Genomic DNA, 13,550 nt, shown 5'->3' with positions numbered 1-13,550 from the left:
GAGGCCCGGGCACCGCAACCCAGAACCGGCCCGCTCGAACCGCAACCCGGCAACCCGGCAGAATGGACCCCGTGCGGTACCTGATCCTCGGCACCACGGAAGCACGTGACCCCGCCGGCACCCCCGTCCCCCTCGGCGGCAGCCGGCTCCGCGCCCTGCTCGCCGCCCTGACCCTGCACGCCGACCGCCCCGTCTCCGCCGACGCCCTCATCGCGGAAGTCTGGGGCCCGGACGCCGACCTGCCGCACGACGCGAGCGGCGCCCTCCAAGCGCTCGTATCCCGTCTCCGACGCGCCCTCGGCAAGGACGTCGTCACGTCCGGTCCCGGCGGCTACCGCCTCCTCACCGGACCGGACGACGTCGACCTGCACGTCTTCGAGCGGCTCGCCGCAGAAGGCGCCGCCGCCCTCGAAGCCGGCAACCCGGAGTCCGCCGCGACCACCCTGCGCGAGGCACTCGCGCTGTGGCGCGGCCCGGCGTTCGCGGATCTGCCGGACCGGCTGTCGGCGGCGGCGCGCCCCGAGGCGCTGCGCCTCACCGCGCTGCACCGCAGAATCGACGCGGACCTGGCGTGCGGACGTGCCGCCGAGACACTGCCCCAGCTGCGGGAGCTGGTCGCGGACCACCCGCTGGACGAGCCGTTCCACGTTCAGCTGATCAGGGCGCTGCGCGCCGCGCACCGCTCCGCGGACGCGCTCGTGGCGTACGAACAGGCGCGCAGGACGCTCGCCGACCAGCTGGGCGCGGACCCGGGCCCGGAACTGCGCGCGCTGCACGCACAGCTACTGACAACAGAACAACCACCCACCCCGTCCTCCACCCCCACACCCACACCCACACCCACGCAGCCACCCACGCCACCACCCACACCCCCCAAAGCCCCGCAGGGCAACCTCCGCCCAAGACTCACCAGCTTCGTGGGCCGCGAGGCCGAACTCCTCGAAATCCGCGCCGACGTGGCGCAGTCGCGCCTCGTCACGCTCACCGGCCCCGGCGGCTCCGGCAAGACCCGTCTGTCGGAAGAGGCAGGCGCGGCCCTGACCGGCGCCGGCTACCCGGACGGGGTCTGGATCGCGGAACTGGCCCCGCTCGACCACCCCGCAGCGGTCCCGCAGGCGGTCCTGAGCGCACTCGGCCGCCGCGACACGACGATCTTCGGCGTGGCCCGCGAGGGCATCAAGGGATCGGGCGGCGGTGCGGGCGCCGACTCCGGCGACCCGACCGCGCGCCTGCTGGAGCACTGCGCGCAGCGCCGGCTGCTGCTCGTACTGGACAACTGCGAGCATCTGATCGACGCCGCCGCCGAGTTGGCGGCCGAGCTGCTCGCCGCGTGTCCCGGCGTCACGGTGCTGGCGACGAGCAGGGAGCCGCTGGGAGTGCCGGGCGAGACGGTGCGCCCGGTGGAGCCGCTGTCACCGACGACCGCGCACCGGCTGTTCGCCGAGCGCGCCGTGACCGTGCGCCCGGGGTTCGACTCCGAGCAGGACATCGCGGCCGTCGACGAGATCTGCCGCAGGCTGGACGGTCTGCCGCTGGCGATCGAACTCGCCGCGGCCCGGCTGCGCATGCTGTCCCCGCGGCAGATCGCCGACCGCCTCGACAACCGGTTCCGCCTGCTCACCAGCGGCAGCCGCACGCTCCTGCCGCGCCAGCAGACGCTGCGGGCGGTCGTCGACTGGAGCTGGGACCTGCTGTCGGAGGAGGAGCACTCGGCGCTGCGCAGCCTGAGCGTCTTCGCGGGCGGTTGGACGCTGGCCGCCGCGGAGTCGGTGGTCGGCGGGGACGACGTCATCGAGCTGATCGGCCAGCTGGTCGACAAGTCCCTGGTGGTAGCGGCGCAGCCGGCCAAGGGAGACGAGGGGGACAACGGCGACGAGGACGTCACGGAACTCCAGGCCGACATCCATACCGAGGACGGCGTCCGCTACCGCTTCCTGGAGACGATCCACGAGTACGCGGCCGAACGCGCCCTGGAGCGCCCGCAGGACCTGGCGGCGGCCGCCCGCCGCCACACCGACTACTTCCGCGGCTTCGTGCGCGCCGCCGACCCGCAGCTGCGCACCGCCCGCCAACTGGTCTGGCTGCGCCGGATGGAGGCCGAGCTGGACAACATCCGCGCGGTGCTGCACCGGACGATCACGGCGCACGACGAGGCGGCGGCGCTGACCCTTGCCGTGGACATGGGCTGGTTCTGGTGGCTGCGCAACTACCGGGAGGAGGGCGCCGGTTGGCTCAACCGCATCATCCGGATGAGCGAACCGGGCGAGCAGGACGGCCCGTACTTCTGGGCGCGGATGGATGCCCGGCTGCTGATGTTCTTCGTGAGCACCGACCACGCCTCGGAGGAGTTCCTCAACACCCCGTCGGTGCAGGAGACGGCCGCACTGATCGCCACGGTGTACCGGGACGCGGGGCCTGCCTCGGCCCGCTTCCCGGGCATGCTGTGGCCGATCGCGAGCTACATCGGCGGCGGACACCTGGGGATCCGTGAGAGCACGGACGTGGTCGTCGGCAACTCCCGTGCGTACGGCGACGACTGGGCGCTCGCGGCAGCCCTGCTGTTCCGTACGCACATCACCATCGACCTGCCCGGCGGACTGGCCCGCGCGACCGACGACTGGGACGAGCTGACGACCCTCAGCGGCCGCGTCGGCGACCGTTGGATGCTCGCGCAGGTGCACGGCGCGCGCGCCGAGATGGAGGTCATGTGGGGCGAGTACGCGGCGGCCCGCGCCGACTTCGAGGCGGCGCTCCGGCTCGGCGAGGAGCTGGGCGCGAACGCCGAGGGGCCGTTCCTCGTCGGGAGGATGGCCGAGCTGGCCATCCGTTCGGGTGATGACGCGGAGGCAGAGAAGCTCTGCCGCCGGGCCGAGGAGGGCGCGGAGCAGTTCGGGGTGATGGACGCGCGGAACTACGTCCGCGCCCTGTCGGCTTGGCTGTCGCTGCGCCGCGGCGATGTGGAGCGGGCCCGAGAACTGTCCGAGCTGGCCCGAGCCCAGGCGAGCCAGGGCACTCCGCCGCCGATCTTCGCGGTGGTGCTCGACGGCCTCTTCGCCCGGATCGCGGCCGCGGAGGGCGATCTGTGGGACGCGCTGGTCAAGACCAGCGCCGCGGTGCGGAGGGGCATCGACACGAACTGCACGGAGCCGATGATCGCGGGCCTGCTGGAGTACGGGGCCGAGCTCCTCGTGGCGCTGGACGAGCCGTGGGCGGCCGCCCGGCTGCACGGGGCGTCGTCGGCGCTGCGCGGGGCGCTGCTGCCGCGTACGGTCCCCGAGACGATCAGCTTCCGCGAGGCGGAGGCGGGCGCGCGGACAGCGCTGGGCGACGCCGGGTACGAGGCCGCGAGCGCGGACGGCGAAGGAGCGGACCTGGAGGCCGCGGCGGGCATTCTGGCCGAGGCCGCCACCAGGGCCCCCACGCCGGTCGCGGCCACCGCCGACTCCGCCAGCGCTGCCGCCCCGGTCTCCGCCCCGGCCCCCGCCGGGGAATAGCTCCTCGCCCGGCACCGTTGCTGAATATTGATCATTCAAGCAATTTGGGAGTGTCCGTGAAGGTCGAGATCTACAGCGACATCGCCTGCCCGTGGTGCCACGTCGGCAAGGCCCGCTTCGAGCGCGCCCTCGCCGCCTTCCCGGGGGCCGCGTCCGTCGAAGTGGTCTACCGGCCGTTCCAGCTCGACCCGGCCGCCCCCGAGAAGCCGCGGCCGCACCGCGAGGTGCTGGCCGCGAAGTACGGGCCCCAGGCCCTCGCCATGGACGAGCACATCACCCGGCTCGGCGCGGCCGAAGGCCTGACCTTCGACTTCGACACCGTCGTCGAGAACAACTCGCTGCTCGCCCACCGCCTGCTGCGTTTCGTACTCGACACCTACGGTCACGAAGCGCAGGCCCGCCTCAAGGGCCGGCTCCTGGAGGCCCACTTCGGTGAGGGCCTGGACATCGGTGACCGCGAGCGCCTCGCCGACGCCGCCGTGGCCGTCGGCCTGGACCGCGAGCCGATCGCCGCGTTCCTCGCCGGTGACGACCTCATCGACGAGGTGACCGGGGAGATCGACGAGGCCCGGCAGCTCGGCATCACGGCCGTCCCGACCTTCGTCTTCGAGGGCAAGTGGACGGTCCAGGGTGGCCAGGAGACGTCCACGTTCCTCAGCGCCCTGGAACAGGTCGCGAAGGAGACCGGAACGGTCCTGACCGACCAGGACGGCGGCGCGTGCGCCGACGGCGCCTGCGAGGTCCCGCAGCGGGACCACAACCACTGAATCGGCGGCCCGCCCCGCCCCTGCGCGCTCCGGGCCCTACTGGCAGCTGATCCTGGACTGCGCCCAGTCCGCCACGTTCACGAGCCGGAAGCCATCGGCGGAGTCGACGACCAGCCGGATCGTCTTCTGTCCGGCGATCCCGACGCTGACCGGCACCGCCGCGTCGCCTCCGCGCACCACTTGCGACTGCCACAGCCGTCCGTTGTCGCCGTAGACGGAGAAGCGGACGGCGCCGAGCCCCATCGTCATGTCGTCGACGCCGGCCAGCGCGTCGTACGTCGTGCAGCTGCGGTTGAGGTCGATGAGAACGGACGACGGGGCGCGCACGGTGATGCCGTGGTCGTACTCCTCGCCGCCGATGCTCAAACCCCAGCGGTCCCAGACCCAGCTGCTCTCCCTGAGCCGCACCGTCGGCTTCGTGTTGTCACCGATACCGGTCCACCCCAGTTGGTTGACCTGGAAGACCGCGGGAGCGGGAGGCGGGGCAGGCGTGGGCGTCGGCTTGGGAGCGGGCTTCGGGGCGGGTGACGGCGTGGGGGTCGGCTTCGGCTTCGGCCGCGCGACGGGAACCGCGGGCTTGGGCGTCGGCTTCGGCGCCGGCGGCTTCGGGGCCACGCTCGGCGGTTCGGGGCTCGGCTTCGGCTTGGGGGCGGGCGGTGTCGGCGGCGGCGGTGTGCTGACCGGCGCCATCACCGCCGGTCTGGCCTGCGGCTTCGGAGCGGGCGCGTCGTCCCCGATGTTCATCGCGGCGAACGCGATTCCGGCGGCGGCGACCACCACGCCCGCCACGATGCCGGCCTTCACGGGCGCGCCGAGTCCCTCGGCCGCCGCGCCTCCGCCTGCGGCGCCGGCTCCCGCGCCGCCACTCGACGCGGCGCCCGTCGCGGCCGCTGCCGCACCTCCGGCGGCACCCGCTACTCCGACGCCCGCCACGATGCCGGCCACCTTCGCCGCGTACGCGGCGGCGAACCAGCCGATGACCGCGACCGGCAGCAGGCCCTTGAGCGCCGAGTTGACGTCGGCCAGCTCCAGCGCCGCCGCGCGGCACCGTTCGCACTCCTTGAGGTGCTTGCTCAGCTCCCGGTCCGCGCGCATCCGCAGACCGCCGCGCGCATGCGCGCCGAGCCGGTCCGCGTACCGCGCGCAACTGCCTTCGGTGGTCAGTGTCGAGCTGACGTGGGCCTGCAGATAGGCCTGCCGCAGGCCCTCGCGGGCCCGGTGCGCCAGTACCGCCGTGGCGTTCGCCGTCAGGCCGAGCAGCGGAGCGATCTCGCTCGGGGACTCCTCCTCGACGGCGGTGTGCCACAGCACCGTCTGCCACCGCTCCGGCAGCGTACGGAAGGCCCGGATGGCCAGCGACTGCTCGGCGTCGTGCATGGCGCGGACGTCCGCGCCCAGGTCCAACGTGTCCTCGTTGGCGGACGAGCCCGCCGCCGACACCGCGAACACGGCGAAGTCCTCGACGAGTTGCTCGCGCCGGGCGGTGTTGCCCCAGGACGCGGCGACGCGCCGCACCGTCGTCAACAGGTAGGCGCGCACCGCCGAGTCCGGCCCGCTGCCGCCGCGCACGGCCTGCAGCGTGCGGGCGAACACCTCGCCGGTCAGGTCCTCCGCGGTGTGCGCGTCACGGCAGCAGCTACGGGCATAGCGACGCACCGAGTCGGCGTGCCGCCGGTACAGCTCCTCGTACGAGCTGTCGTCACCACCGCGTACCCGGGCCACCAGATCGGCGTCCGACAGCGGTACTTGAGACTCCGGTTCACGCTGCTCGGGAACCCGGCGCGATGGCAGTCCGCCGCCCGCTTCCGCACTTGCAGCAGCGCTCGACTCGCCGTTTGCCTCGTCCACCGCGCCAGGGTGTCACACCTGGTGCATCCCGAGATGTGCCGCGACAGGGAACCACCCGTCCGAGGAGCATTCGCTCACCGGACCTTCACCTTTGATCGGCTTTTCGCCCGCCTCACTCGATCGGGGAGGTGCTCCAACTGAGCGCGGACGGCGCCGACATGCCCTCCCCGACACGTTCCGCACGGTCTCCGGAACGGTCCGCGGTCCGCTCTCCCGCCCGGTCCGCGGCCGCTGGGCGCGAGCGCAGACCGTCCAGCAGGATTTCCAGCAGCCGCGCGGACGCGGCCGCCTGCTGTGCCGGATCGGGCAGCGAGGGCGCCGCGGTGGCTATGACCAGCAGCACGTCGGCCACCGAGACATCACCGCGCAGTTCGCCCGCGGCACGCGCCCGGTCGACCAACTGCCCGACGACCTCCAGCAGCGCGGGAATCCCCGCGTCGTCCGTTTCTCCGCCAACGTTGGAAACGACAGCGTCGGAAACGCCACCGCCGACAACGCCACCGCCGACAGCGTCACCGTCGGAGACGGCAGCGTCGGAAACGCCACCGTCGAGAACGGCGGCGCCCAGAGCGGCGGTGTCGAGAGCCGGTGCCGTCACGGCCGGTGCGTCAACGGACGGCACCGACTGAACGGTGATTCCGGTCGACAGCTCGCCCGGCTCCACCGCCGCACCCAGCGGCACCCGCTGCTGCGGAACGCGCGCCGCTTCGTCCGACGACGCCCCGGTCCTGACCCGGAGCACCTGCGGCGGCAGCAGCCGCCCGGCGCCCGAGGCGACCGAGGTCCGCAGGAAGCGCGCCAGCGCCGACCACGCCTCGTTCTCCTGCCCCAGAGCGGTCCTTGCCTGCTCGGTCAGCCGGGAGGTCTCCTCCTCGGCGATCCGTCGTACCAGTACGTCCTTGCTCGGGAAGCGCCGGTACACGGTGCCGACGCCGACGCGCGCACGGCGTGCCACGTCCTCCATGGGCGCCCCGTAGCCCAGCTCCCCGAACACCTCACGCGCGGCCCTCAGCACATGTTCCAGATTGCGCTGGGCGTCCACCCGCAGCGGGGTCGCGCGGCTGCTGCCGCCGTTACCCTCCGCGCCTGCCGCCGCTACCGTCCATTGAGAGTCCTGAATGTGCATATGTGTATCCCCCGGTTATGACGTCTCCCCCCGGAGACTCCCCACCCGTAATGATCATCGGCGCACGGCGAACGTACCCCGATGGAGTACGAACATAGTTGAGCCCACGTCAAGAAAGAAGGGGGTCCCTTCCGCCCGGCGCGTCCCCGATCGGAGTAGCGGGCCCGTCCGTTCTTCTTTCACCGGCTTTGCCCGGTCAACGACACATCCCTGACCTGCCGGATCCGCGTATCCGGTGAATCACTGCGGTACGCCCTGTGGACAAACGCCCTTCATCCATTGCGTCATGGAGCAATGACGGAGTCGGCAGCCCAGTCAAGAGCCCAGTCAAGCCCGCGCATTCTCGTGATCGGTGGGGGATACGTCGGTATGTACACCGCCCTGCGCCTGCAGCGGAAGCTGAAGCGCGGCGAAGCGGAAGTGATCGTCGTCGACCCGCAGCCGTATATGACCTACCAGCCGTTCCTCCCCGAGGCGGCCGCCGGGTCGATCTCCCCCCGGCATGTCGTGGTTCCGCTGCGGCGGGTCCTGGACAAGTGCCAGTTGGTGGTGGGCGAGGCGACGCACATCGACCACTCCAAGCGCGTCGCGACCGTGGCGACGCTGGCCACCGAGGAGGAGGGCGCCGCGGGGATCGAGATCCCGTACGACCACCTCGTCCTCGCCCCCGGTTCCGTCTCGCGCACGCTGCCCATTCCCGGCCTCGCCGAGTTCGCCATCGGCTTCAAGACCGTCGAGGAGGCCATCGGCCTGCGCAACCACGTACTGGAGCAGCTCGACATCGCCTCCTCGACGCGCGATGTCGAGGTACGGGACGCGGCGCTCACGTTCGTCTTCGTCGGCGGCGGCTACGCGGGCGTCGAGGCGCTCGCCGAGCTGGAGGACATGGCCCGTTACGCGACGCGGTACTACCACAACCTGCGCCCCGAGGACATGAAGTGGGTGCTCGTCGAGGCCACCGAGAAGATCCTCCCCGAGGTCGGTGAGGAGATGGGCAAGTACGCCATCCGGGAGCTGCGCGCCCGCAACATCGACCTGCGGCTCGGCACCCGCCTGGACTCGTGCGAGAACCGGGTCGCGGTCCTCTCCGACGGCACCCGCCTGCCCACCCGCACCGTCGTCTGGACCGCCGGTGTCAAGCCGCACCCGATCCTCGCCGCCACCGACCTGCCGCTGAACGAGCGCGGCCGGCTCAAGGGCACCGCCACGCTCGGGATCGACGGGGTCGAGGGCGCCTGGGCGGCCGGCGACGCCGCGGCCATCCCGGACCTGACGTCGGAGGAGCCCGGCAAGGAATGCGCCCCCAACGCGCAGCACGCCGTCCGCCAGACCAAGGTGCTCGCCGAGAACATCCTCGCGTCGATCCGCGACCAACCGATGAAGGAGTACCGGCACAAGTACGCCGGCTCCGTCGCCTCCCTCGGCCTGCACAAGGGCGTCGCCCACGTCTACGGACGCAAGCTCAAGGGCTACCCCGCGTGGTTCATGCACCGCGCCTACCACCTCAGCCGGGTGCCCACTTTCAACCGCAAGGCGCGGGTGCTCGCCGAGTGGACGCTGTCCGGTCTTTTCAAGAGGGAAATCGTTTCGCTGGGCTCGCTGGAGCACCCGCGCGCCGAGTTCGAACTGGCCGCCGGCGGGCTCCCCAAGCCGGACGCGCCCTGAGCCACGCGATTCCCCCCGGGCCGTGGGTCGGCCACACTGGGCGTGTGACCATGTGTGCGCCAGCACCTGCAAAGCGTGACAAATACGAGGAATCGGACGTTTGCTGAATTCTCCCGGGGAGCGACCCCCCGTACCCCCGCGCAGAGCCAGGTGGTCCGGGCTGCCCCAAGCAACATCACGAGGTGGAACTCGGTGAACCTCACTCGCTGGAGCGCCCGGCTTCCCGGAACGCAGCGCCGTACGGCCGCGGCCGGACGTACACCGGACGCCGCACCCGCCGCCGTAACCGCCGCCGCGGCGACCGGCGGAGCCGTGCCTGCGGCCCGCGCCGAGCACCCGGAAGCGCCGGCGTGCGCCGTCGACGCGCTCTCCGTCCACGACGTCCTCAGCCAGGTCCCGGCGCTCATCGCCATCACCCACGGCGCCGGGCACCGCATCGCGTACGTCAACGAGGCGTACACCGAGGTCTTCGGCCCGCGCAGAACGGGTGAACCCGCCCGCGAAGGACTTCCCGAGCTCGACGAGCTCGGGCTGCTCCCGCTCATGGACCAGGTGCACCGCAGCGGCAAACCGCGCACCGTCAAGGCGCGCAAGGTCACCCTCCCCGACCGCGACCGCTACTTCACCTTCACCTGCACGCCGGTGCACACCGGCGCGGGCCACGACGGCACGCAGGGCGCGCACAGCGCCCAGGGAACCCACGGCACGCAGGACACCGCCGAGGCCAAGCGCGGCGTCCTCGTCTTCGCCGCCGACGTCACGGACCAGGTGCAGGCCGCCGAGCGCCTCCGGGAGAGTGAACGCCGGCTGCACGCCACCGCCGTCACCCTCCAGCGCAGCCTGCTCCCGCAGGAGCTGGAACAGCCCGACGACCTACGCGTTGCCGCCACGTACCAGCCCGGCGGCACCGACGCCGCGGTCGGCGGCGACTGGTACGACGTGATCACCCTCGGCGCCGGCCGTACCGCCCTCGTCATCGGCGACGTCATGGGCCGCGGGGTCCGCGCCGCCGCCGTCATGGGCCAGCTCCGTACCGCGGTCCGCGCCTACGCCCGGCTCGACCTGCCCCCGCACGAGGTCATCCAGCTGCTCGACGGCCTCGCCTCCGAGATCGACGCCACCCAGATCGCCACCTGCGTCTACGCGGTCCACGACCCCAGCGAGGGCCGGCTCTCGTACGCCACCGCCGGCCATCTGCCGATCCTCGTCCGCGACCCCGAGGGCCAGGTGCACCGCACCGACGAGCCCACCGGGCCCCCGCTGGGCACCGGCGGCTGGGTCCACAGCTCCGGATCCATCCCGCTCGGCCCAGGCTCCATGGCGGTGCTCTACACCGACGGGCTGGTCGAGCGGCGCGGCGAGGACATCGATGTCGGCATCGAATCCCTGATGAGCGCCTTCGCCGGGGCCACCGGCACCCCGCAGGTCATCTGCGACCGGCTGCTGCGCGCGCTGGGCGTGACCTCCGAGCACGACGACGACGTCGCCGTCCTGGTCCTGCAGTACCCGGACCACACCGGCGCCGACGCCGAGCTCTTCCGCAACGCCTCGCTGGAACTCCTCGGCGGTATCGAGGCGGCGCCCCGCGCCCGCGCCTTCGCCACCGGCGTCCTGTCCAGCTGGCGCTTCCCCGCGGACCTGCGCGACCTCGGCGTCCTCGCCGCCAGCGAGCTGGTCGCCAACTCGCTGCAGCACGGCACTCCGCCGATGAAGCTCCGGCTTCGCCGCACCGACCGCCGGCTCATCATCGAGGTCACCGACGGCGACGACCACCTGCCGCGCCGCCGCCGCGCGGAACCCGCCGACGAGGCCGGCCGCGGCATCTCGATCATCGCCACGATCGCCTCCAGCTGGGGCTCCCGCCGGACGCCCGGCGGCGGCAAGGCCGTCTGGTGCGAGTTCGCCCTTCCGCGGGGCTGAGAACGACAGCTGCCCCGGCCATGGGCCGGGGCAGCGTCATGCGGTGTCCGTGGTTCTCGGCGGGCGGCCGGTGCTCAGCCTCCGACGGAGGCCTCGACCGGCTGGTTGGGCAGCAGCGGGCGGCTGGGCGCCAGCGGCTCCCGCGGCGCCGGCACGACGGCGTGCGGATTGTCCTGGGCGGGAGTGAGCCCGCGGCCCATCCGGAGCGCCAGCCACGTGATGCCGAGCGAGAACGCGATCAGCATGCCGATGTAGGCGCCCCACATCCCGGCCCCGGCCATCACTCCGCCGACCGCGGGCCCGACCGCGAGGGCGAGCTGCTTCACGAGGGCGAACGCCGAGTTGTACTGGCCGATCATCCGCGCCGGCGCCAGATCGGCGACGAGCGGAGCGACGGTCGGCGACAGCATCGCCTCGCCGAGCCCGAAGAGCGCGTACGTGGAGATCAGCGTCACCGTCGCCACCGCGTGGCTCCCGTGGAGGAGACCGGAGACACCCGCCGCGATCCAGGCGACCGTCCAGATCAGACCGACCGCCGCGATCACCCGGCTGCGCCGCCGCCGCTCGATCTTCTTCAGGATCAGGAACTGCGCCGCGACGATGACGGCCGTGTTCGCCGCGAGGGCGATCCCGAGCGTCGCCGGCTGGATGCGGGTGACCTCGGTCGCGAAGGCCGCCAGCCCCGACTCGAACTGTCCGTAGCAGGCGAAGAACATCACGCCGCCGAGCACGCACAGCTGCACCATGGCCCGGTCCCTGAGCAGCATCCGCCACCCGCCCGGGGCCTTGTCCGACGGCGCGCACTCGATCCGCGACGTCCTCGGCAGCCGTACGGTGCAGACCACGGCGCCGAGCACCAGGAACATCACGGCCTCGATCGAGAACAGCAGCGTGAAGCTGCCGGGCCGCGAGGTGTCGACCATCAGACCGCCGATGAGGCCGCCGATGCCCAGACCGAGGTTGTTCAGGAAGAACTGCGTCGCGAAGGCCCGCGAGCGGGTCTTCGTGGTGGAGCACCACACGATGAGCGTCGCGAGCGAGGGCGCGATGATCGCGACCCCGGCGCCCATGACGGCAGACGCCGCGACCACGGTCACCGCGGTCGTCGCGAGCCCGAACCCCATCGCGCCGATGGAGGCGAGCACGGCACCGGTCATGGCCACGGGCAGCGGCCCCCGCTGGTCGATGGCCCGGCCGGTGAACGGCAGCACGCAGAGCGCGGCCACGGCGTAGGCGGCCAGCACCACCCCGGCCGTCGTCGCACCAAGATCCCGTACCTGCGCCACGTAAATGAACAGGAACGGGACCGTGAAGCCGTTGCCGAACGCGCTCAGCGCGTTGCCCAGCTGGATCCGGCGCAGAGCCGCGCCCATCTCGGTGGTCACACTCACCTACCTAGGTTGTCGTTGAGTCTCGAAGACTTCAGAGTTAAAGTTAGAAGCTAAAGAGTACACAGAGAAGGGCTTTAGCGCCAAGCGGTTACGTGCGATACTCGGCCCATGCCCGCAGCAGACGGCCCCGCCAGTCCCCCGCAAGAGCTGGACCTCGACGAGCAGATCGCGGCCTACCAGCGCGAGTTTCCCGAGGTGGACCCCCAGGTCGAGAAGGTCGTCACGGCCCTGGGCCGGCTCAACCGCCGGATGAACGTCGGCTACGGCCGGCACCTCTCGGCGCTGGGCATCAGCAACGCCGAGTGGGAGGTCCTCAAGGCCCTCGTCGTCGTCGGCAAGCCGTACCGCCTCGGCCCCGGCGACCTCGCCAAGCGGCTCGGCCTCACCCCGGCGGCCATGACCCACCGCATCGACCGCATGGTCACGGAGGGCCTGGTCACCCGGGACCGCGACGAGTCCAACCGGGTCCGGGTCATCGTCGAGCTGACCGACGAGGGCCGCGGCAAGTGGCTGGAGACCATGCGGATGGCCGCCGCCTTCGAGGCCGACCTGCTGCAGGACCTCTCGACGGACGAACGGGCGGTCCTGGGCGAGGTGCTCCAGCGCCTGCTGCGCCGCGTGGAGGTCACCCAGCCGGACGCGGGCGGCCGGCTGGAAGACCTCGACTGACGAGGTCCTGGCAGGGCTCCGACGGGGCCCTGGCGGAGCTGCGCAGGCCGGACGGGCGGGGGTTGACACCCTGCGGATGGCTGCGTAGTGTTCTCCGAGTTGCCCGCCGGTGAACGCCGACGCGATTCGGTCCCGAGGCAGCCACTCCAATGACAACCATTCGAACGAACGACGCTCTGTCGTCTCGTTTTCGTGTGCGTTTTCGGAATGGGAACGGAAAGCGGCCGATTTGGATCGGAAGCCGGAGTTCCGCTAAAGTTTCACTCGTCGGAAGGGCTCAACGGCCCGGCTGACAAGCCCCTCTGACTGGGAGTCAGGCCCGAAAGGTTCTGATAGAGTCGGAATCGCCGGAAAGCGCGAAAGCGCAGAAGGCGAAACCCGCTGACTGGGAATCGGACGCGAAAGTGTCTGATAGAGTCGGAAACACGAAGGGAAGCCCGGAGGGCGCCGGTGACGGCACCAAAGGAAGCGTCCGTTCCTTGAGAACTCAACAGCGTGCCAAAAGTCAACGCCAGACTTAAAACACCCCGGGCGGAACCCATTCGGGTTTCGTTTGGTGGTTCCTTTGAAAAAGACCTTCCGCCCTCCGGTTTTTGACCGGAACTGGTGGGAGGCAATTACACAGCGAGGACGCTGTGCACCACGGGCCTTATTCCGGCCGGTGGTGCCG

The 13,550-nt window shown here is 71.7% G+C and carries 8 protein-coding genes; 5 read left to right on the top strand and 3 right to left on the bottom strand.

The features are described 5' to 3' along the window. Positions 1–71: 71 nt before the first annotated feature. Both AC07DC_RS07080 and AC07DC_RS07075 read left to right on the top strand, forming a co-directional pair. Positions 72–3,494, top strand: coding sequence for an AfsR/SARP family transcriptional regulator (locus AC07DC_RS07080; RefSeq protein WP_478912689.1), 3,423 nt, complete (start codon positions 72–74; stop codon positions 3,492–3,494). A gap of 56 nt (positions 3,495–3,550) precedes the next feature. Then, the gene (locus AC07DC_RS07075; protein ID WP_478912687.1) at positions 3,551–4,261 is read left to right on the top strand and encodes a DsbA family oxidoreductase; all 711 of its coding nucleotides are present in this window, start codon (positions 3,551–3,553) and stop codon (positions 4,259–4,261) included. A 36-nt stretch (positions 4,262–4,297) separates the two neighbouring features. On the opposite strand, the gene AC07DC_RS07070 is transcribed toward AC07DC_RS07075, so the two are convergent. Together AC07DC_RS07070 and AC07DC_RS07065 are read right to left on the bottom strand one after the other, a co-directional pair. After that, complete coding sequence (locus AC07DC_RS07070; RefSeq protein WP_478912685.1) at positions 4,298–6,109, bottom strand: sigma-70 family RNA polymerase sigma factor; 1,812 nt, start codon at positions 6,107–6,109, stop codon at positions 4,298–4,300. A 112-nt stretch (positions 6,110–6,221) separates the two neighbouring features. Then, positions 6,222–7,235 carry a TetR/AcrR family transcriptional regulator gene (locus tag AC07DC_RS07065; RefSeq protein WP_478912683.1) on the bottom strand — a complete coding sequence of 338 codons (1,014 nt, stop codon included), beginning with the start codon at positions 7,233–7,235 and terminating at the stop codon, positions 6,222–6,224. Between the two features lie 294 nt (positions 7,236–7,529). Here AC07DC_RS07065 and AC07DC_RS07060 point away from each other — a divergent pair, with 294 nt between their 5' ends. Continuing rightward, on the top strand, positions 7,530–8,900 hold the full coding sequence (locus AC07DC_RS07060) for an NAD(P)/FAD-dependent oxidoreductase (protein WP_478912681.1): 1,371 nt from the start codon (positions 7,530–7,532) through the stop codon (positions 8,898–8,900). Between the two features lie 192 nt (positions 8,901–9,092). Beyond that, positions 9,093–10,820 carry an ATP-binding SpoIIE family protein phosphatase gene (locus AC07DC_RS07055; protein WP_478912679.1) on the top strand — a complete coding sequence of 576 codons (1,728 nt, stop codon included), beginning with the start codon at positions 9,093–9,095 and terminating at the stop codon, positions 10,818–10,820. A 74-nt stretch (positions 10,821–10,894) separates the two neighbouring features. Here the strand turns inward: AC07DC_RS07055 and AC07DC_RS07050 are convergent, their stop codons facing one another. Continuing rightward, the gene (locus AC07DC_RS07050) at positions 10,895–12,205 is read right to left on the bottom strand and encodes an MFS transporter (RefSeq protein WP_478914047.1); all 1,311 of its coding nucleotides are present in this window, start codon (positions 12,203–12,205) and stop codon (positions 10,895–10,897) included. Positions 12,206–12,319: 114 nt separating this feature from the next. On the opposite strand from AC07DC_RS07050, the gene AC07DC_RS07045 reads away from it, so the two are divergent. Then, positions 12,320–12,880, top strand: a complete 561-nt coding sequence (locus AC07DC_RS07045; protein ID WP_478912677.1) for a MarR family winged helix-turn-helix transcriptional regulator — start codon at positions 12,320–12,322, stop codon at positions 12,878–12,880. Positions 12,881–13,550 lie beyond the last annotated feature (670 nt).

The organism is Streptomyces sp. NPDC045021, from assembly GCF_056432645.1.
The sequence above is the reverse complement of the archived record's forward strand: the minus strand, read 5'-3'. Positions and strand labels throughout refer to the sequence as shown.

What these genes read in the sequence shown, in the direction of transcription:
- AC07DC_RS07065 (WP_478912683.1), bottom strand. Translation starts at nt 7,235, where the DNA reads ATGCACATTCAGGACTCTCAATGGACGGTAGCGGCGGCAGGCGCGGAG.
- AC07DC_RS07060 (WP_478912681.1), top strand. Translation starts at nt 7,530, where the DNA reads ATGACGGAGTCGGCAGCCCAGTCAAGAGCCCAGTCAAGCCCGCGCATT.
- AC07DC_RS07045 (WP_478912677.1), top strand. Translation starts at nt 12,320, where the DNA reads ATGCCCGCAGCAGACGGCCCCGCCAGTCCCCCGCAAGAGCTGGACCTC.